The 17,688-nt window shown below is 48.5% G+C and carries 23 protein-coding genes and 1 pseudogene; 4 read left to right on the forward strand and 20 right to left on the reverse strand.

Features of this window, described 5'->3' with window-relative positions:
- Position 1: 1 nt before the first annotated feature.
- The 8 genes from L5L94_RS09780 to L5L94_RS09815 form a co-directional block, all read right to left on the reverse strand.
- The gene (locus L5L94_RS09780) at positions 2-1,174 is read right to left on the reverse strand and encodes a phage tail sheath protein (RefSeq protein ID WP_263163056.1); all 1,173 of its coding nucleotides are present in this window, start codon (positions 1,172-1,174) and stop codon (positions 2-4) included.
- A 115-nt stretch (positions 1,175-1,289) separates the two neighbouring features.
- Positions 1,290-1,571: a hypothetical protein gene (locus L5L94_RS09785; RefSeq protein WP_263162903.1), complete on the reverse strand. Its 282-nt coding sequence runs from the start codon at positions 1,569-1,571 to the stop codon at positions 1,290-1,292.
- Positions 1,572-1,599: 28 nt separating this feature from the next.
- Positions 1,600-2,832, reverse strand: a complete 1,233-nt coding sequence (locus L5L94_RS09790; protein WP_263162905.1) for an SUMF1/EgtB/PvdO family nonheme iron enzyme — start codon at positions 2,830-2,832, stop codon at positions 1,600-1,602.
- Between the two features lie 2 nt (positions 2,833-2,834).
- Positions 2,835-3,365 carry a hypothetical protein gene (locus tag L5L94_RS09795; protein WP_263162908.1) on the reverse strand — a complete coding sequence of 177 codons (531 nt, stop codon included), beginning with the start codon at positions 3,363-3,365 and terminating at the stop codon, positions 2,835-2,837.
- A complete protein-coding gene (locus tag L5L94_RS09800) occupies positions 3,365-4,117 on the reverse strand; it encodes a phage tail protein I (RefSeq protein WP_263162910.1) in 753 nt (250 codons plus the stop codon). The genes L5L94_RS09795 and L5L94_RS09800 overlap by 1 nt, the downstream gene beginning before the upstream one ends.
- On the reverse strand, positions 4,110-5,039 hold the full coding sequence (locus tag L5L94_RS09805) for a baseplate J/gp47 family protein (protein WP_263162913.1): 930 nt from the start codon (positions 5,037-5,039) through the stop codon (positions 4,110-4,112). Before L5L94_RS09805 ends, L5L94_RS09800 begins: the two co-directional genes overlap by 8 nt.
- Positions 5,032-5,388, reverse strand: coding sequence for a GPW/gp25 family protein (locus L5L94_RS09810; protein ID WP_263162916.1), 357 nt, complete (start codon positions 5,386-5,388; stop codon positions 5,032-5,034). Before L5L94_RS09810 ends, L5L94_RS09805 begins: the two co-directional genes overlap by 8 nt.
- A complete protein-coding gene (locus tag L5L94_RS09815) occupies positions 5,385-5,993 on the reverse strand; it encodes a phage baseplate assembly protein V (RefSeq protein ID WP_263162919.1) in 609 nt (202 codons plus the stop codon). Before L5L94_RS09815 ends, L5L94_RS09810 begins: the two co-directional genes overlap by 4 nt.
- Before the next feature lie 510 nt (positions 5,994-6,503).
- Between L5L94_RS09815 and L5L94_RS09820 the strand changes: the two genes are divergently transcribed.
- Complete coding sequence (locus L5L94_RS09820; RefSeq protein ID WP_263162921.1) at positions 6,504-6,935, forward strand: DUF6896 domain-containing protein; 432 nt, start codon at positions 6,504-6,506, stop codon at positions 6,933-6,935.
- A gap of 59 nt (positions 6,936-6,994) precedes the next feature.
- Positions 6,995-8,062, forward strand: coding sequence for an acyltransferase family protein (locus L5L94_RS09825; RefSeq protein WP_263162924.1), 1,068 nt, complete (start codon positions 6,995-6,997; stop codon positions 8,060-8,062).
- A gap of 162 nt (positions 8,063-8,224) precedes the next feature.
- Here the strand turns inward: L5L94_RS09825 and L5L94_RS09830 are convergent, their stop codons facing one another.
- The 12 genes and pseudogenes from L5L94_RS09830 to L5L94_RS09885 form a co-directional block, all read right to left on the reverse strand.
- Entirely contained in the window at positions 8,225-8,689 is a 465-nt protein-coding gene (locus L5L94_RS09830; protein WP_263162927.1) for a phage virion morphogenesis protein, read from the reverse strand.
- Complete coding sequence (locus L5L94_RS09835) at positions 8,671-9,144, reverse strand: phage tail protein (protein ID WP_259515454.1); 474 nt, start codon at positions 9,142-9,144, stop codon at positions 8,671-8,673. The genes L5L94_RS09830 and L5L94_RS09835 overlap by 19 nt, the downstream gene beginning before the upstream one ends.
- Entirely contained in the window at positions 9,137-9,445 is a 309-nt protein-coding gene (gene lysC / locus L5L94_RS09840) for an Rz1-like lysis system protein LysC (RefSeq protein WP_317629640.1), read from the reverse strand. The genes L5L94_RS09835 and lysC overlap by 8 nt, the downstream gene beginning before the upstream one ends.
- A pseudogene (locus tag L5L94_RS09845) lies at positions 9,378-9,752 on the reverse strand (peptidase); the annotation flags it as partial. The gene lysC and the pseudogene L5L94_RS09845, both read right to left, overlap by 68 nt.
- The gene (locus tag L5L94_RS09850) at positions 9,736-10,557 is read right to left on the reverse strand and encodes an N-acetylmuramidase family protein (RefSeq protein WP_263162932.1); all 822 of its coding nucleotides are present in this window, start codon (positions 10,555-10,557) and stop codon (positions 9,736-9,738) included. The pseudogene L5L94_RS09845 and the gene L5L94_RS09850, both read right to left, overlap by 17 nt.
- A gap of 5 nt (positions 10,558-10,562) precedes the next feature.
- Positions 10,563-10,883, reverse strand: coding sequence for a phage holin family protein (locus tag L5L94_RS09855; protein ID WP_212601723.1), 321 nt, complete (start codon positions 10,881-10,883; stop codon positions 10,563-10,565).
- A complete protein-coding gene (locus tag L5L94_RS09860) occupies positions 10,883-11,260 on the reverse strand; it encodes a putative holin (RefSeq protein ID WP_012197334.1) in 378 nt (125 codons plus the stop codon). Before L5L94_RS09860 ends, L5L94_RS09855 begins: the two co-directional genes overlap by 1 nt.
- 2 nt (positions 11,261-11,262) lie before the next feature.
- On the reverse strand, positions 11,263-11,481 hold the full coding sequence (locus L5L94_RS09865; protein ID WP_219235396.1) for a tail protein X: 219 nt from the start codon (positions 11,479-11,481) through the stop codon (positions 11,263-11,265).
- Complete coding sequence (locus tag L5L94_RS09870) at positions 11,481-11,942, reverse strand: head completion/stabilization protein (RefSeq protein WP_263162973.1); 462 nt, start codon at positions 11,940-11,942, stop codon at positions 11,481-11,483. The genes L5L94_RS09865 and L5L94_RS09870 overlap by 1 nt, the downstream gene beginning before the upstream one ends.
- Positions 11,943-12,043: 101 nt before the next feature.
- On the reverse strand, positions 12,044-12,748 hold the full coding sequence (gpM, locus tag L5L94_RS09875; RefSeq protein WP_263162975.1) for a phage terminase small subunit: 705 nt from the start codon (positions 12,746-12,748) through the stop codon (positions 12,044-12,046).
- A gap of 2 nt (positions 12,749-12,750) precedes the next feature.
- Positions 12,751-13,755, reverse strand: coding sequence for a phage major capsid protein, P2 family (locus L5L94_RS09880; RefSeq protein ID WP_115407010.1), 1,005 nt, complete (start codon positions 13,753-13,755; stop codon positions 12,751-12,753).
- 9 nt (positions 13,756-13,764) lie between these two features.
- On the reverse strand, positions 13,765-14,574 hold the full coding sequence (locus tag L5L94_RS09885) for a GPO family capsid scaffolding protein (RefSeq protein ID WP_263162978.1): 810 nt from the start codon (positions 14,572-14,574) through the stop codon (positions 13,765-13,767).
- 158 nt (positions 14,575-14,732) lie between these two features.
- Here L5L94_RS09885 and L5L94_RS09890 point away from each other — a divergent pair, with 158 nt between their 5' ends.
- Together L5L94_RS09890 and L5L94_RS09895 are read left to right on the forward strand one after the other, a co-directional pair.
- Complete coding sequence (locus L5L94_RS09890; protein ID WP_263163057.1) at positions 14,733-16,496, forward strand: terminase ATPase subunit family protein; 1,764 nt, start codon at positions 14,733-14,735, stop codon at positions 16,494-16,496.
- Positions 16,496-17,542 (forward strand): phage portal protein, encoded by a 1,047-nt coding sequence (locus L5L94_RS09895; RefSeq protein ID WP_263162979.1) that lies wholly within the window; start codon positions 16,496-16,498, stop codon positions 17,540-17,542. Before L5L94_RS09890 ends, L5L94_RS09895 begins: the two co-directional genes overlap by 1 nt.
- Positions 17,543-17,688: the final 146 nt, after the last annotated feature.

The following is a 17,688-nucleotide window of genomic DNA, read 5'->3' on the forward strand; positions in this document are numbered from 1 at the left end:
CTTAGGCCGCAGCAACTGCGGACGCGAAGTCGACTAAATAGCGGTCGGTGATTTTTTGACGGAAGGTTAAATCTTCCAGCGGAGGCACTGGGGTGTAGTCATAATCGATATACAACTTGCCAGCCTTAATCGTGCTGACGTCGTTAACGTCTTCGCTATACCAGGCTTGGCCGTCAACGATATACCCAAGGCCTTTTAACTCGCGGAACTTGGCGTTAATGCCTTCGATAATGTCTTTAACCAATGTGGGAGTCATCGGTTTATCAACGGCCCACATGTGCGCGTCGGCAATGGTGTCAGCCAACACTTGGGCGGTGCGGGTGTAGTTTTCAAATTGGAATAAGGGATCTTCTGAACAGGTGCGTGAGCCCCAAAAGCGAAAGCCTGACTGATTAATCAGCGTGGTGATGTCATTACTGTTTAGGTAGCCTGCATCGGTAGACGGATCTTGTAAGTCCCAGAACACGGGCTTGCTTAAACCGGTAACGCCGCTAACCGTGACGTTTGATAGCGTTTTGTGCCAACCAACTTCTTTGTCGATACGCGCACGTAAACCTAATGCGCGAGCGGTCGCAGTAGCGTTAACACTGGCGGCCGCGACGGTATCAAAGGCAACAAACTCAGGCCAAATGATCATCACTTCACGGTCGCCAAAGTTTTCACGGTAAGCCACAGCTTCTTCTTTGGTGGCACAGCCGTAGGCGCTGATATAGGCAAAAGCGCGCAGTTTTTTGGCGGTTGCTGCAAGCGCTGTGGCAACGGGTAAAGTGTCTAATCCAGGCACGCCAAGAATACGCGGCTTAACGCCCAATAAAGACTGTGCCGCCAGTAATGCTTTAAGGCCAGTGTATTGGCCCAGTGGCGTTACAGTGCCAATAATGTTCGCCGTTGTGGCGGTTTCATCCGCCCCCTGCTCAACACGCACCACAACGGTGAGCGTATTGACTTGATCAGCAATGCCTTCAAGCGTGGGCTTTAATGTGCCTAAGGTGCCCGCCTTGCCAATGGCTTGCATGACATTGGTTAGCAACACTGGGGTGTTTAGCGGGAATAACTTTGCATCGGCATCGCTGGCGGTGCAGACAATGCCGATGACTGAGGTTGATACTGTGCGAATGGTTCGGGTGCCATCATTGACTTCAATGACGCGGACCCCGTGGTGATAATCCATAATAAGCTCCGGTGCTGTGGGTTTTGCAAAACTAAGCAGGGCTAAGCTTGCAGAGCACACCGGAGCGGTGCTACTGGTTTGAGTGGTAAGAGTCGTTTATTGACCTAAAAACCTCTGATCATTCATCAGTAGCAACAGGATAGCGCTGCTTGATCTCGACCACTTTATCGCGCCAATGTTGCTCGCTTTCTGGCGTTTGGTCGTATTGCCACTCCATATAAAGCGGGTCCGACTCTTCTCGATATGCAACCTTACGTTTATCGATATTTTGTGACAGCTCAAAGTCACGCTGAGCGAGCACAGAGTTAACCTGCTCAGTGCTCATGCCTAGGTTGTTCATGTATTCACGCGACACATCAGTGTGCAACACGCCGGTAAATAAATAGGCGAAGGTATTCATTGTGGCTTCTCCTGAGAATTAGACTGCACTACACAAAGAAAGCTGGACGGAAACTGAGGCTACTAATCGCATTCGAACGTGTGCCGTTCAAGTCGAGCGCTCCCAGCCCAGCACGCATGCCGTCATCCCAATAACCACCACGGACAGGAAAACGATCACCGTAATTTCTTGCACCAACATAACCACCTATCGTCGCAGGGGTTGCCGACTCGATTAGTAATTTACGCAATAGCTCGTTTGGTACGTACCCTACAGCTTTAGAGATAGCCGCAAAGTGCGACGCACTAAGGTAGGGATAGTCTTGTGAGTCATCATTCATCGGACCGTTACGGTTTATTACAGCATTACTAAGGATCGGCACGCCAGCGCTACCTGTGCCACTTTGGCTATTCGTAGGCGAGTCAAAATAAGCTGCGTGTCTGTGCCAATTTGCTTCAGCTACCGCAGGGTTATTGTCCAGCGTAGTAATAATCTGACCATTATCTAACTTCATTTGATCTAACCATTCCCAGACGTTGCCCACTAAATCACACACACCCAAATGGGTATGATCATGATTCCAAGTGGCAGGCCCTTTGCCTGTGTCTGTTCGACCAGAGCCGCTGATGTCGCCAGGTGCGCCATTATCAGAACGCCTTGCAGTTTCCCACTTTTTCTCGTGTGAGCGACCGTAGTTTGTGTTACCACGCGGTACTGTTCCGTTGGCGAGAGACCATAGCGCAATAGCTGCCCATTCGTGCACTGACATCATGTGCCAATTTGCGCCTTTGCGCGTACACAGCTCTTTTGCGACATCGTAGCTAACGGATGTGCGCGGCTGCGCCCCGCCAATCACCGCACTGCCATTGTCTGCTGCCGACGCTAAATACTTGCCGATTAATATCTCGCCGCGTGGTACGCCATTAGTCTGAAACGCAGGGTGAACCCCTGTGCCAAGGTTTAAGTCAACTAGCCCTAGGTCTTCCATATTAAAGCGCGGAATAACGCACATAATATTAGGGTTGCCTTGGGCGTCATACACCACGGTATTGCGACCACCAGAATTGTGCTCGATAGCTTTTTTATAGCCGTCGGTGGCGATAATGGTCAGCCCAGCCGCTTTTTGATCATAGGTTGATTCGACCTTAGTAATCGAATCATTGGTTTTTTTATCGATAGCCGCCATCTTGCCAGCGACCTCTTGCGATAACGACTGTGATGCGGCTGTTTGTGCTGCGGACGCGACTTTTAGCTCCGCAATTTCTTCAGCAATTGAGCTCATAATTATCCCTCTAGTTGTCTAATGCGCTCACTGAGTTGCATGTTCCAGTGAGCATTTTTAATCACTGCCGCCGCATTTTGTAAAAATGCCGTACAGCCCGCGATAAACTCTTTGTCTAAAATCAGGTTAAGGTTTTCAGTGCCCACAACTACTGTGATGCTGTCAGTTGGCAGCGCCTCAATATTTAACGTAAACCACTGCACGACTTTTACCGCTGGGGTTCGGTAGCCCAGCGTCTTGTTCGGTGCGCTGTATACGCCTAGCAAAGTAGTGCCAATGTAAAAGCCGATCTCCTTGATGGCGTATTCAAGCTCACCATCAAACACACCCGCCATCCGCAGACTCTTACCGCCATCTTGATAATCAGAAATGGCAATGCGTTCTTTTTCAGCGCTCAAGCTGGTTTGGGTTTTAGAGGGCGTATAGGCGTTTGAGCCAAACGCCATGTGAGTGATCTCGGCTCTCAGCCCTTTGTCTTTTGCTGATAAGCAAGCGGCAAGGCCCGCCTCGGTAAATTGCAGTGTGAGTGCCATTACACAACTCCCGTTAATTCGTGTTCAGAGATGATTAGTTGATGCGACACCGCCGCAAGCCTATGGGTAAATAACAATTCGTCAGGTAGTACAGGAGATAACAGGTAATCAGTATCTATGCAGTCGATACGATGCGAGGTTCCAAATACGCCAGCTAAGGCAATAACATCATCAGGGCGAACGCCATTAGAATCGGCATCGATATCAGATATACCAACGCTAGGGCTAATGCCCGCTGCAATGGAAAGCGATTCTTCAAATGAGATACCAAGCTCAACATCGAAATGGATCGAACCGCGCTTTGAGGCACGAATAGCCTCTGTCACCATGGCGAGCATTTTGGCCGTTATCAATCCTTCATTTTCGTCAGTGATATTGTCGTTAACTAACGCGAGCACTTTCATCGTGCCACGCATGTTGCTGCCTGCACTTTCCCACCACTCTAAGATATTGGTTTTAATACCTAGGCTGTTAAGTGCCCGCTGCACCGCGTATGGAGTGCCTTTAAATCGATGGATACCAAAAGCATCGTTAACGACCTGGCGCTTAACGCTTTCAGGCCAACTGTCCGCCCATTGGTCAACTGAGTAGGCCCATGCTAGCCAAGGCAACAAAGACAATGGGCAGCGAAACGGGTCCCACAGGTCAGCAATAGACAATGGCAAATCCAACGAGCTGGCGATCACTTGCTCGATATCGCGCTCAAGCTGGGATGCATTAGGTGGCAATAATGAAGAAACCCGATTATTCACCCACACCCCCTATTGAGACATTAATGCTGGTGCAATACGCCGCTTGATGGCCAAGCACGGTTACATCAGCGGATGGGCTAATCAGATTGACGTTATTGACGCCGTTTTGGTGCAGCGCTTTGAATATTCCCGAGCGGGTAATATCAGCCCCTAAGCGGCGCTGCTCCTTTTGGTAGAGTGCTAGAGCTTGATTAGCGGCGGCTAACACCACTTGAGAATCAGGCCCCGGCAGTATCTGCAATTGGGCCTCTACGTTATAGCTAATGATTTCTGCCGATTGGATGGAGACTCTATCGCCCTGCGGCCGCACTTTTGACGGGGTATTTGACTGTGATAAGCCGTCGGCACTCACGCCAAAGACGTCACGCACCTTGATAAGCAGCTCATTGCTGGCAGCACCATTACCCTCGATAGACAGAATGGTGACCACCATTTCAGAGGGTTCAGGACTCACGGCTTTGGCATCAGCCACGCGGCCATCGGCGCCCAGCGCAAAAAAGATATAACCGTCGATACTTCCTGCCGTATTTAAGCCATCAAATGCCATTTGCACGCGGCGCTTAAAGGATTGCTCATCCTCTAAAATTTCAGGAATTGGAGGTACTGCAGTTGGATTTCCCGCTTGGATAACTAATGGCGCGAGGCCATAACGCGAGCCTAATGCAATCAAATTATTACCTGTTGATGAGGCTAAAATATTGCCGCGCGTAGCATCATTAATTTGCGCAACCAAGTGCATTTCACGGTAGGCAAACACCTGCAGTAATTTGGTAATAGGGTCGGATTCCAGTGCCAGCACAGCTTCATAGCTTTGGTCGATATCAATCAGTAATTGCTTTAGCGCAGCAAAGCGCTGCTCAAAGCTCAACGGCTGGATGATGTCAGGCACAGGAACTTTAGATAAGTCGATTAGCTCAGCCATAGGTGGCCTCGAATAATTGGCCGCGTTGAGTGTCGATGCGGTCGGTCACTAAGTTGAATTGCACTTTGCCGTCGCTGTCACCACTGATAATTTCAATCTCAGTAATGCGAATACGCGGCTCCCAACGGGTTAGCGCGATAACTGCCGCCGCCATAATCTGCAGCTTTACCGCTGCACTTTGGGGTTGGTCGATAAGTTCAAAAATGGCGCTACCATAGTCACGACGCATCACGCGCGAACCTAATGGCGTGGTTAATATGTCCTGGATACTTTGGCTGATATGCTGCGACTCGCTAATGCTTTGGCCAGTAAAGCGATTCATACCTTGCCATTTTTCATTGGCGCTCATTGCGGGTCTCCTGAAGTGCCCGAGCCGGTATCGACACCGCCATGTTTATGGGTGCCAAAATTAATACCGTCGATGCTTACGCCGCCTGAGTTCGTCATTTTTCCGTTGTGTTCAATCGCGCCTGTGACCTTAGCGCCTTGTTCTACGGTAAGCTTTTTCTTTACCTGTAAGTTGCCCGTAAATACCGAGTTTGGGCAGTCGATAGTCACCCGCTCGCTCGCCTGTACGGTGGCGGTTTTAATACCGGTCACTTTAAGCGCGCTGGTATCTGGATCGTACTCAATCACCGCGCCATCTGGGTAGGTGGTGCGCTCACGGTTGTTGTTATCGTCAGGCTCTGGGTTTTCATCACTATAAAGCGCAGGCAGAATGTAGGCGTTTGTAAGGTCGCCGCTAAGCGACAGCAGCATCACTTGCTCGCCAACGGTAGGCCGCCAGCTGGTTTTGGCCGTGCCGGCGCGGCGAGTAAAAAAGGGCCGGTACTGGGTAAGTAACTCGCCTGTTTTTACGCGGCACGAATCGCCCTTTACTTCGGCAACGGTGCCAATACGTAAAAGGTTATCGATACGGCGTGTAAGTTCAGTAATCGCGGCGGTCGTGTTCATGCGGCTATGGTTGCCAGTTGTATGGCGAGCCGCAAAGGCTTTGAGTGGTATGTGGGAAGTTATAGCGCAAGATACGATTAAAAGTTACTTCAAACTTATTCATGCCCCAAAGCAGGCTGGCATTCATTTAGTGAATTGAAAACTGATGAATGAATTGCCCTACAAAATCTCATCTATTTACCAAATGTTTAGCCCTATCGTAAAGCGACTAACAATGTATGGGTATACAGTCGTATTTAAATTTAGATGCTTTTGAGTGTTTTTAAACTCATTAGTTTGCGCGTCCATCCAGACTAAAATTTATAAAACCCTTAAAAATCAATCGCATAAGCCTTACCAAAATTAGTTAATAGGTTTGGAAAACGCGCATGCGCGTTTTTCCGGATGGTCTATTAGATAAAAAGCTGATAAGTTCTTTGCAATACAGACAGTTAATGATGCGCGTTTTTACTGGTATAATGAGGTAAACGCGCATGCGCACTAATAAAATCTTAAGGCATTGAGGCAATCATGGATGTGAACCCAATAAAAACAGTAATTCCTCTTTGGTACGCTCAGGTCGCTTGGGCAAAGGAACTCATTACTCGAAGCTTTGGCTTGGAAAAAGCTGAAGACATTCTGCTCCGTGAGTATCGCGGAAATCATATCATTCCAGGCACGGCATGGTACATGCGCACTCACGGCATTGGTGTTGACGTCTATAAAACCCTAGATACTGGCGGTATAGATTTCGATTTTGATAAACCAGAACCTGATACTTGGCGTATGCAAATTTTTATTAAGCGCCAAGTTAACGATGGCAATCTTCCATTTGAGCCTTATCGGGAGCTGCTGGGTGATGACGCGTTAATGGGCAAGGCTGTACAACGCCTAACAACTGGTTCAAACCGCTCGCTCCGCTCACTGGGACGGGCTAAAGCCCGCCCCTTAACTAAACGTTAGCTGTCAGCATTACTATGAGCTAATCAATGACATCCACAATAACAAATAAAAAGATATCTATGAATAAAATATATTCTTTACAAATACTTCGAGCCTTTGCTGCTTGGTTGGTTGTTTATCACCATTACATGCAGCTGTTTCATAACTTTGAATCTAAAACGCTCATTGGGAGTGTTATGTCAACACGTGGAAGTTTTGGCGTAGATTTGTTTTTTATTTTAAGTGGGCTGGTCATGTATCTAGTTTCACAAAATACAGGCATAACTGCTACTAGTTTTTTTGTAAAAAGAATATCAAGGGTTGCTCCTGCTTATTGGTTCTATACATCCATTTTGATTGTGCTTTTATTCATATTTCCTAAAGAGTTTGGGTTTACAAGTTTTAATGGCGAAAGTTTAATTAAATCTTACTTTCTGGTTCCTTCACAAAATCCATCTGGTATAGGGCTCTACCCAGTACTAACAGTCGGTTGGACTTTAATTCTTGAAATGGCATTCTATACGATATTAGCTATTAGCATTGGTATAGCTAAAAAATACTCAATAATAATTTGCTCTTCTCTTGTTATATTTTTATCTTTGTTTTTTCCAGAAGGAAACCTATATTCGAAAGTTCTAGGTGGTTCTCAAATATGTCAGTTTTTATTTGGCTTTGCGATAGGTTTTTATTTTAGGAGTGATATATTTAAAAGAATAAATAATTTGTTTCCTTCATATATTCAGGTATCAGTATTACTTATCGTTTCTTTAATCATGCTTTCGGGGGTTTTAGGGTTTGGGTTAATACATAAAACCATTGCTGCTAGCTGTATTGTATTGTCTTGCATACTGTTAGAATCAAGAATTTCATATTCAAATTGGCTTGCTAAATTTTTGATAAGATCTGGAGATTATTCGTATTCTATTTATCTAAGTCATGTTTTAGTTTTAGGTGTTTTACTTCATTTTTCTGGCAATGACTTTAGTATGTTTCAGGAGGTTGGTATACTTTTAACTCTAACTGTTATAATTCATTATATTTCTTCTTTGAGCTATAAATATATCGAAAATGGTTCAATCCCTAGAATTTTGAATCGAATTTTTATTCCTCAAAAGACAGCTAACAAGAAAATCAACAAGGACACGTAACAGTTGGCTACGTTTCGCTTCGCTCACAATTTTAGCCAACCATTACTTAGCCTGTTATTTAGGCGTTACCCAATAGAAATTTTTTGAAATTCACCAGTTATAGCTGATGAGCTAACATGCATTTGTCTCAAAGCTGTTTGAGTTTTTAGTTGGATGATGGATTTAGTACATGATCGCTAAATGCCTAACGATAGCCTCTTCTATCATTTCCTGTTCATCAACCGTGAACCCCAATAATTCACGCTGCGGATATTGTGCCGATATCCGCTCGTTTATCCGTCCTCTAAGCCCATATTGATGCTCGGTCGCTACGCGGGAAATAAACCCCGTAAACCCAACACTGGCTGCTGATGCTGAATACTCAGGCTTTAAGTATTTTTGCCTGATAATTTTCTGGAACATCAGCTTCTTTTTGATAGCCCTAAGCCTTTTCGCCCATGTAGGCTGGGGCTTTCTAGCCTCAAATGCGCTGCCATCTGGCGCAGTATTTTGCTTAATCCGCTGTGCCTGGCTTGCTCTTAAGCGTCTTGAAATATCGCGGCTTAGTTGCTTGCGCGCAGCAGGGGATAATTGTTGTATTAGCCCGTCAAACAACTCATTCAGTCGGTTTAAATCGTCGGTGGCCATGGCACTTCAATTCCATTGGTGTAAAGCGTCCAATCAATCGCTTCGTCATTGAAAACGGGTTCAGGTAAGTGCGTCACTTCAAGCTGCATCCCTTCACCCGCAACAACTTTTACTCGCTCAGTTAATGCCAACACAATTTCGATGTCAGCAGTGGTGTGATTAATGATTTCCGCTTTGAATTTAAAGCCAGCCTCGCGCTTGTCCGGGTTAAATAATAGCTCTGGTTGCTGCGATGCAAGCCAACCTAAAATCGGCACGATAAGCGTATCAGCATGGGCGGCGTAGTCTGTCACGATTAATACGCAGTTGAATTGATACTCAAAACTCAGGTTTTGCCCCGCACCGGTGGCGATGATGTTGCCGTTCTCGATAAAGACGTGCAGGCAATCAGGGTTTTGTTGCAAGTGGGGAACGTGACTGGATAACAACTCACGCAGCTGCGCCGGCTTATTCATGGCGTTTCCCTTCTTTCTGACTTAATTCTTTGGCTTGCTGCTTAACTTTCTGTTTAGCTTCTTGTTTAGTTTGGCACTCGATAATCATATCGATTTGCGCAGCGCAGTCATGCCAAGCCGTTTCGCAGCTATCGAGCTCACTGCTTATCCCTTGATTGCTGATGGGGTTGCTCGCCGGCAACTGGCAAGGGATCACGAGTGGACAACCAACGACGGTACTCTGCACTGCCACTAATGTCGGGGCGCTGGTGCAGCCGGCGAATATCATCAGGCAGAACAGCATCAGCCCAGGCTTTAACATCACTAAGTTCACTTTTTAACTCCTCAATTTTGTTTTTTCGGTATTGGCTCGTGCTTTTCACGCTGGCTAGCTGCGTTCGTAGCTCTGCCTGCGCTTGTTGGTTTTCGGCTGATAGCTGCTTTAATTCAAAATAGGACTGTGATGTTTGTGTCAACGATTGCAACATTGCGCCCTGCGTCTGCTGCAACTGACTAAGCCGCTCTTGTTGCTGATAAATCACACACGCCATGGTGAGCGCAACCCCAATGGCGGCGACAATTAAATAGCCAGCAAAAGGCCGAATAAACCGACTAAGCAGCGACAACATTATCGGCGCCCTGCGACTGGCTCGCGGCAGTAAACTGCTGATACGTGCGCGCTAATTTAATGTCGTAGTCATTCTCTTTATAGGCCGGGCCGTTGTAGCGCTTGGCAAACTCTGCCCACTTACGCGCTTTGAGTGCCTTATGCAAAATAGGGTCTGCCTCGATGAATTTGACTAAGGCCTTGAGCTGCTCACCCTCTGATGTTTCCATGGCTTGCTTGAATGCCTGCGGTGATGGATAGCCCAAGGCTTGCCAATGAAAGCCCATGATCTGAAACATGCCCCAGCTACAGGCACAAATTGCGGCCTCCGGATTAAGCTGGTACGCAATAGCAAACCGTTGATATTCACCACTGCCGCCGGTATAACCGCCACGGGCTGGGTTGCAAATATTCGGGTATTTAGCCGCAAGCTCTGCCACTGCGGCGCCTTGTTCCAGCAGCTCGCGATAAAACACATGACGCTCAAATAAAATCGTTGGCCTACCACAGGCGAAAAAGCCAAAGCCGTTAGATTCCACCTCTGCCACGCTGGCCATGGCGGCAAACGAGACGCCCAGCACCATTGCAGCATCAGCTAATTGTGAGTGGTGAATAAACTTGCTGCGGCTTTCGCCCGCGAGCAATGCCAGCGTTCTTACCCCTGCATAGCCAGTTCGTGGTAAGTCTTGCTTGTCTTGGAATTGCTCGATGGCCTTTTGGGTTGCATCACCAAACCAACCATCTACCGTTAATGACGCGCCAGCGACATTGAGCCGTTGTTGTAAATCACGCACTGCCGTGCCATTACTGCCTTTTCTTAGAGTCATCTCAATTACCTATGCTTGGTTTTGAATGTTTGTGGGCGGGGAATACGCCCTAGCCTGCTGCCAGCTTTATTCGTATTGAGTTGCAGCAGATGCGCAACATTGCCCCGCACTTGGAAAATGGCGATGCAGAGCGTGGCCTTTAGAAATAGCTCCGCATAACTTGGCACTGTGGCGACGCCATACACAGTGAGAATGACCTCAATGCCTGCGGCAACGGTGATGAGATAGGCGCAAATGCTAATGAAGATTCGATGCCGCCCTGTTCGTACAAACAAAGCCAGGCGCAACACAATCAAACTGCAAATAATGGCATTGATGATCAGCATCATTTCCCCCTAAGCCCACGTAGGGCATTGAGCCAACTTTCTGGGTTATTGGTGAGTTTCATAAAATACTGCAGCATGCGCACAACACAGGCGGATGAAATTAATGCTGCCATGCCCACATTGACCTGCAAGGCATCTGGCAGTAATGCGCTCAAAGCATTGGCGGCCCAATTGGCGCACAGTACGCCGCCCAAAAATGACACAATAAACAGCCCGATACGCTGATAATTCCCCGCGGCGTCATTCGAAATAATGAACAACACGGCACCAGTAAACGCGCCGATCATGACTGCAGGTTCAGCCCCTGGCACTAATGTAAGCACGCTGGCGGTGACGACTGCAGATGTGGCTGATGTCGCTGAAATTGGCTCGCTCATCATTAATCCCATAGTTGAATAAAGTTTGGCTGTGTCGGCGCGGCCACCTGCACAGGAAGAAGTACCAGCGTACCGTTTGGCAATATAGGGCCGATGGCGGCCAGCTGCGGGTTAGCATCTAACACTTGCTCAGTGATTTCAGCCGTTGCCCCAAGGTATCGATAACAAATCTTATCGACGGTATCGCCCTCGATGCTGCGCACTGCCTGCAAGCTACTCATTAAATGAGTTCCACCGTGACATGGCTTTCGCCTAAGATGTCGCGAATAGCAAAGCGTGCATCACGGCGAAGATCGTCAACGCTATCACCAAGCACTTCACCCGCCTTTAGCCCCTTGGCCGTGCTATCAAAATCGCTATAACGCTCAATGAGATTGGCTTTGGTGAGGCAGTACACCGCGCGTAAATACAATTGCAAATAGATGCTCTGACCGTTGATTTGCTCGGCTGGCACCTGTTCTAAACCGTCAAAGCCCAAGATTTGCTGCCCGATACGCCAATCCTTGAGATCACTGTTTGTCTGCAGCGCTGCATTGATTGCGGAGTGCTCAAGCCGCTCATTGGTCACAGTGCCATCAAGGCGCATGGCCTCGCGCAGCTTAGCTAAATCAATATCAGGCCAAAACTCACTGTTAGTGATGGTTTTGGGTGCGCTGCTTGGTGCTGAGGCGATAAAACTCATGTTTACCTGCTTGCGGCTAGGTTGTGCGGTGGGCTGGCTTAAGTAGTGAAATTGGATAACGCTACTTTGCCAGCGCCGCACGGGTTGCGAGGGTCGCTCGGTTAACCAGCACTGCCTTGTGTTTCTGAGGGCTCAGTGCTTTCGGTTGTTTGTTTGTCGGCGTTCTTAAGATCACGAGTGACTTTCTCGATAAACTTCTTCACACCCACTTTATCGTTTAGGGCTAATGCTTGTTGATAGGCGTCGAGCGCAGCGGTTAACTCGCCTTCAGCTTCAAATGCTTGCCCCATTTGACGCAGCAACTTAGCGCGCGCTTCGTCGTACATGTCGCACTCGGCCGTGAGTTCAAGCACAGCCTTTAATTGCTCACTTTTTACTGGGGTTTCAGTTTCAATCACGCGCGCGGCGGTTTCGGCAATTTCTTCGGCAATGGTGCAAGCCAGATTGCGCTCAAAGCGGTCTGGCATCACCAAATCATGCTTAAGCGCGTATGCGGCCAGCTCAATCGCGCGGTCGATGTTGCCAACGTCGATATGCCACAGCAGCACAATCACGAATACTTCATCCTGCACGCCACAGTCGCCCTTAATGGTGCCGTCGATATAGGCATCATATTCAGGCAAGAATTGCGATTTAGCCTGTAGCTTACGCGCGAGCGCCTGCACTGTTTTTAAGATGCGGCGATGTTCGGTAAGCTGCATGAGCATGAGCTCGTAGGTATTTTCGGAGCGAGCGCTTAAGGGGGAATCCGTTCCCCGCGCTGCCGCTAACACGCCATGAAAGCGTTTATGGGCGGGTGATGTCATGGTTATGCTCCCATCTCAATGTTTTCGGCAAAAGCTGTGCAGCCATAATCTTCAACCACATAGGCATCGTTTGATGATTCGTAGTTTTCAATTTGATCACGTTTAGGGTTGTCAATCACACTGCGACGGCGAGCGCCTTCTTGCCAGTAGAGGCTTAGGTTATCCAGGCGCGTGACCAGCAAGGCGTTAGCGGGGAAATGCGGCACACGCACCGCGCCTAATCCGCCAATGCGTTTTTGGCTGATGATCATGTCAGCGGCCATGGTTTCAGTGGGGACGTTGTCTTTATTGATAATCGGGAAGTACTTATCAGCCAACAGCTTACGGCCACAAATCACAACCAGCTCAGTATCGTCTTGGTGCCATGGATCAATCATGTTGTTAACCATGTCGAATACCAAAGCATCGAGGTTGGCGTAATCGGTGCCGATGACAATTTTACCAGAGCCTTCAACCACTTCTGCCATATGACGCTGCGGTGCATGCTGGCGAATTTTTTTCAGCCAGCCGATGTTTACATCTTGCAGCAATGGGTTATTTGCGCGGTTAGAGGTAGCCGCGCGGCTGGTACCGTTAAAGCCAATCATGATGCGGTCGAGTGCTTGCTGTTTCAGAATGGCATCACGGATGCGCGCCTGAAAATCAGGGAACTTAGCCCACATATCGATTTTGGCGTAGCGAAGCGCCGTATCGAAGTTGGTTTGGGTACAGTCATAACCCAGTGCATCTAAATCGGTTGGGTCAATGGCTTGGCGATCGCTTTGAGTCGTATCAGTTGTGCCAGCAATCGTACCGTTAACGCCAAGGCCTAACTTTTCGCCTGACTTTTCGGTGACAGGTACAACGTTAATCATCGTCAAGAACTGCGAGCTTTCTTGCATTCGGGTTTCTAGCGTCTGCTGGATTGTTGGTTCAACGGTAAATTTGGCGGTTGCTGTTTCTACGCCATTGAGCGTGGCGACTTGGCCTAGGTAACCGTTAAAAAGTGTACGAGTTGTATTGCGCATGTTTGCTCCTTAGCAATCGGTTTTCATGTTGGTGTCGCCACCGGTTGCGGGTGAACGTCGTTGGCCTGTTGGCTCTTCTTTTTCGAGCTGAGTCTTGAGTGCATTAAATTGCGTGCTGAGCTCATTAAAATCCGTCTGCAACTTGGTCAAATCTTCCATGCCTTTGGTGACCTTGCTACCGAATTGCGTTTCAGCATGAGCAACGGCTTGGGCGATTTCTTCAACGGCCTGATGCACATCGGCAAAGTCGGTTTTGGCTTCGGCCTTGTTTTTACCGAGCATCGCTTTGACTTTGGCAAATAGCCCGGGCTCGTCGCTGACCTCTTCAAACTCAAAATCCACTTCCACTGCAGAGGTAAATAGGTTTTCGGGGCGTTGCTTGCGCGAGTTAAGCGGGTTGTCTTTGCAGGTTGCGGAGAACGCCAGCATTTCAGTGCCAAGTGATGCGGGGGAATCGGTGACTGCCAAGCCTGAGAGATAGCATTTACCTGTTTTGGCAAAGTCGGGATCAATCTCAACACTGGTATACACTTTCTGCTTTTTCTGGTTCATGGCGATCAGTTCGTCTGTTGGCTCGATTTGCGCAAACAGAGTTAATTTGCCATCGACTTCTTCAGCCTTTACCGCAGTCACATCGCCATAGGCTTTAAATGCGCTGTCGGGGGTAATACCGCGAATATGCTCAAGCCAAATACGGGCGCCATACTTTGCCGTGTTATAGGTTTCTACAATATCGGTGATCCACTGGCGCTCAACGACTCGGCCGTCGGTCGTATGTCCTTCAGTAAATACACGGAAAAATTTCGATTTCTTAGCCATTTTGTCGCCCTTTGGGGTTGAATTAGGTCTGTTAACTGCTGCCTGTATGGTCAAGAGCAAGGCGATGATGGGCAAGGGCTTCGGGCGGTATAAGGAAACCGATACCGCTTAAACAGCAGGGTTTTCGGTATTGGGCTATTTACACTGGCGCCATGAAACTGAATCCCCAAATCTCTACAGATAAGAATCAACGCCAATCTGCCAAAAACCTTTTTTGGCAAGGCTGGGCTGTCCGCGAGATTAGCCAGCATTTACAACTGCCTGAAAGTACCGTGTCGAGTTGGAAAAAACGCGATGCCTGGGAAGATGCCAAGCCCATTGACAGGGTGGACTCTGCGCTTGAAATGCGCATGCTGCAGCTCATCAACAAAGAGGATAAAGACGGCAAGGATTTTAAGGAGATAGACCTACTCGGTCGGCAGCTGGAGCGCATTGCCCGCATCACTCGCTATCACAATGGCGGCAATGAGGCAGACCTCAATCCAAACGTACAAAACCGCAATGCTGGACCTAAAAAGCAGCCGGTGAAGAACCATGTGAGCGAAGAGGATTTGGAAAAGCTGATTGAAGCGTTCCAAGGCTCGATGTTTGCCTATCAAAAGGAATGGTACACAGCAGGACTCACCCAGCGTATACGCAACATCTTAAAGTCTCGCCAAATTGGCGCGACTTACTTTTTTGCCCATGAAGCCATTATTGATGCGCTAGTAACGGGCCGTAACCAAATCTTTTTGTCGGCCAGTAAAGCGCAGGCCCATGTGTTTAAGCAGTACATCATTCAGTTCGTGAAGGATGTCACCGGCATTGAACTCAAGGGCGATCCTATTGTGCTTTTCAACGGTGCCATTCTGTACTTTTTGGGCACCAATGCCAGAACAGCTCAGTCGTACCACGGCAACCTGTATTTGGATGAGTACTTTTGGATCCACAAGTTCCAAGAGTTCCGCAAGGTCGCCTCAGGTATGGCTATCCATGCCAAATGGCGCCAAACCTACATTTCTACCCCGTCATCGATTACCCACGACGCCTACCCATTTTGGACTGGCACATTGTTTAATCGTGGCCGCCCAAAAGCCGATCGCATTGAGATTGATGTGAGCCATAGTGCCCTAGCAAATGGCCGCAGGTGTGAGGATGGCCAATGGCGCCAAGTGGTCACGGTCGATGATGCTATCCGTAAAGGTTGCAACTTATTCGACCCCGATACCCTGCACTTAGAGTACAGCCCTGACGAATATTCAAACCTGCTGATGTGCGAGTTCATCGACGACACTATGTCGGTGTTCCCTATGGTGATGATGCAGCGCTGCATGGTTGACTCGTGGGAAGTGTGGACAGACTACAAACCCTTTGCGCCAAGACCGCTGGCGCACCGTGAAGTGTGGATTGGTTACGACCCTAACAAAGGCGGCAAAGGTGATAGCGCAGGTTGCATCGTGATCTGCCCGCCTGCTGTGCCAGGCGGTAAGTTCCGCGTGATTGAAAAACACCGTTGGAACGGGATGGACTTTGAGGCGCAGGCCAAAGCAATTCAGGATATCTGCAATAAATACAACGTGACCTTTATCGGCATCGATACCACGGGACTGGGTGAAGCTGTGTATCAACTGGTGAAGAAGTTTTTCCCGCAGGTCACGCCATTCCTCTACAACCCTGTGCTGAAAAGTCAGATGGTGATCAAGGCCTATGACGTGATCAGCAAAGGCCGTTTGGAATATGACGCAGGTTGGACCGACCTCGCCCAGGCATTCATTAGCATTCGCAAAACCCTGACCGCCAGCGGCAGACAAATTACCTATGAATCCGCTCGCAGTGAAGAAATTAGCCACGCCGATATCGCGTGGGCGGCAATGCATGCGCTTTACAATGAGCCACTGGATACCAGCGGCACCAGTACATCGACGATGGAGATTTACGACTGATGGCAAAATATAGAAAGGCTCGAGCTATGACAGCCAAACAGCAACAGCAGCAAGGACCGCAAGAGCAACGAATTGAAACCTTTACCTTTGGCGACCCCATGCCGGTGCTGAGCCAGCGGGAGATTTTCGACTATCTTGAGGCCATGTCTAACGGCAAGTACTATGAGCCGCCGCTGTCCTTGACGGGCCTAAGTCGGATTTATCGTGCTTCTGTGCATCATGCCAGCGCGATTCAGGTAAAGCGCAACATTCTAAAAAGTTGTTTTATCCCGCATCCTAAGCTCAGCCTGTATGACTTTTCCGCCATTGTGCTCGACTATTTGGTTTTTGATAATGCCTATGTGCAAGTCATTAAGAATCGCCTTGGCGGTGCATTGAAGTATCAAGCCTCGCCGGCTAAATATACTCGAGTAGGTATTAAACCTAATCAGTATTGGTGGGTACCTAATTTTCACGAAGAAATGGAGTTTCCCGAAGCATCAATCTTTCATGTAAAAGATCCAGACCTAAACCAAGAGGTTTATGGCATCCCCGACTATGTGGCTAGCATGAACTCATCACTGCTAAATGAAAGCGCAACAATCTTTAGGCGTCGATACTATGAGAACGGTAGCCATGCCGGATTTATCATGTACCTCACCGACTCAACCGTGAATGAGAAAGACGTCGACAAGTTACGAGAAGCGTTAAGGAACAGCAAAGGCCCTGGCAACTTCCGCAACGTGTTTCTGCATGCGCCTGGTGGTAATAAGGACGGTGTTAAATTAATCCCAGTGGCAGAAGTTGCCGCGAATGATGAGTTTTTGAGTATTAAGAACGTCAGCCGTGACGACCAGCTGGCATCGCACCGCGTACCGCCTCAACTCATGGGGATTGTGCCCAACAATACCGGCGGCTTTGGTGATGCCGGCAAGGCGGCACAGGTATTTGATGCTAACGAGCTGGATTGTATTCGCCAATCACTACTGGCCATCAACGACTGGGCCGGCGAAGAGATAGTCCGCTTCAAGCCGTACCAGCTGGCGGTCGCAACCGAAGCCAAGTAACTATCGGAACCCCATTCCCATCAACCGCCCTAGGGCGGTTTTTTATTGCCTGCGATTTACCCCCACTTTCAACCCAGCGCGCGCCGTCAGACCCACGCCACGCCTGCGCGCTTTATCGGGTGAAAAAAATGCAATAATGCAACTGA

Origin of the sequence: Shewanella sp. SM21 (genome assembly GCF_025654335.1) — a bacterium.
In the GTDB taxonomy this organism is placed as follows: Bacteria; Pseudomonadota; Gammaproteobacteria; order Enterobacterales; family Shewanellaceae; genus Shewanella; species Shewanella oncorhynchi.

Coding starts and splice junctions, on each gene's coding strand:
- L5L94_RS09810 (WP_263162916.1), bottom strand. CDS start 5,388: ATGAGCGCCAATGAAAAATGGCAAGGTATGAATCGCTTTACTGGCCAA.
- L5L94_RS09855 (WP_212601723.1), bottom strand. CDS start 10,883: ATGCTGATCATCAATGCCATTATTTGCAGTTTGATTGTGTTGCGCCTG.
- gpM (WP_263162975.1), bottom strand. CDS start 12,748: ATGACATCACCCGCCCATAAACGCTTTCATGGCGTGTTAGCGGCAGCG.
- L5L94_RS09820 (WP_263162921.1), top strand. CDS start 6,504: ATGGATGTGAACCCAATAAAAACAGTAATTCCTCTTTGGTACGCTCAG.
- lysC (WP_317629640.1), bottom strand. CDS start 9,445: ATGTTAAAGCCTGGGCTGATGCTGTTCTGCCTGATGATATTCGCCGGC.
- L5L94_RS09870 (WP_263162973.1), bottom strand. CDS start 11,942: ATGAGTTTTATCGCCTCAGCACCAAGCAGCGCACCCAAAACCATCACT.
- L5L94_RS09895 (WP_263162979.1), top strand. CDS start 16,496: ATGGCAAAATATAGAAAGGCTCGAGCTATGACAGCCAAACAGCAACAG.
- L5L94_RS09785 (WP_263162903.1), bottom strand. CDS start 1,571: ATGAATACCTTCGCCTATTTATTTACCGGCGTGTTGCACACTGATGTG.
- L5L94_RS09880 (WP_115407010.1), bottom strand. CDS start 13,755: ATGCGCAATACAACTCGTACACTTTTTAACGGTTACCTAGGCCAAGTC.
- L5L94_RS09790 (WP_263162905.1), bottom strand. CDS start 2,832: ATGAGCTCAATTGCTGAAGAAATTGCGGAGCTAAAAGTCGCGTCCGCA.
- L5L94_RS09860 (WP_012197334.1), bottom strand. CDS start 11,260: ATGAGCGAGCCAATTTCAGCGACATCAGCCACATCTGCAGTCGTCACC.
- L5L94_RS09815 (WP_263162919.1), bottom strand. CDS start 5,993: ATGAACACGACCGCCGCGATTACTGAACTTACACGCCGTATCGATAAC.
- L5L94_RS09865 (WP_219235396.1), bottom strand. CDS start 11,481: ATGAGTAGCTTGCAGGCAGTGCGCAGCATCGAGGGCGATACCGTCGAT.
- L5L94_RS09835 (WP_259515454.1), bottom strand. CDS start 9,144: ATGAATAAGCCGGCGCAGCTGCGTGAGTTGTTATCCAGTCACGTTCCC.
- L5L94_RS09830 (WP_263162927.1), bottom strand. CDS start 8,689: ATGGCCACCGACGATTTAAACCGACTGAATGAGTTGTTTGACGGGCTA.
- L5L94_RS09850 (WP_263162932.1), bottom strand. CDS start 10,557: ATGACTCTAAGAAAAGGCAGTAATGGCACGGCAGTGCGTGATTTACAA.
- L5L94_RS09805 (WP_263162913.1), bottom strand. CDS start 5,039: ATGGCTGAGCTAATCGACTTATCTAAAGTTCCTGTGCCTGACATCATC.
- L5L94_RS09885 (WP_263162978.1), bottom strand. CDS start 14,574: ATGGCTAAGAAATCGAAATTTTTCCGTGTATTTACTGAAGGACATACG.
- L5L94_RS09825 (WP_263162924.1), top strand. CDS start 6,995: ATGAATAAAATATATTCTTTACAAATACTTCGAGCCTTTGCTGCTTGG.
- L5L94_RS09795 (WP_263162908.1), bottom strand. CDS start 3,365: ATGGCACTCACACTGCAATTTACCGAGGCGGGCCTTGCCGCTTGCTTA.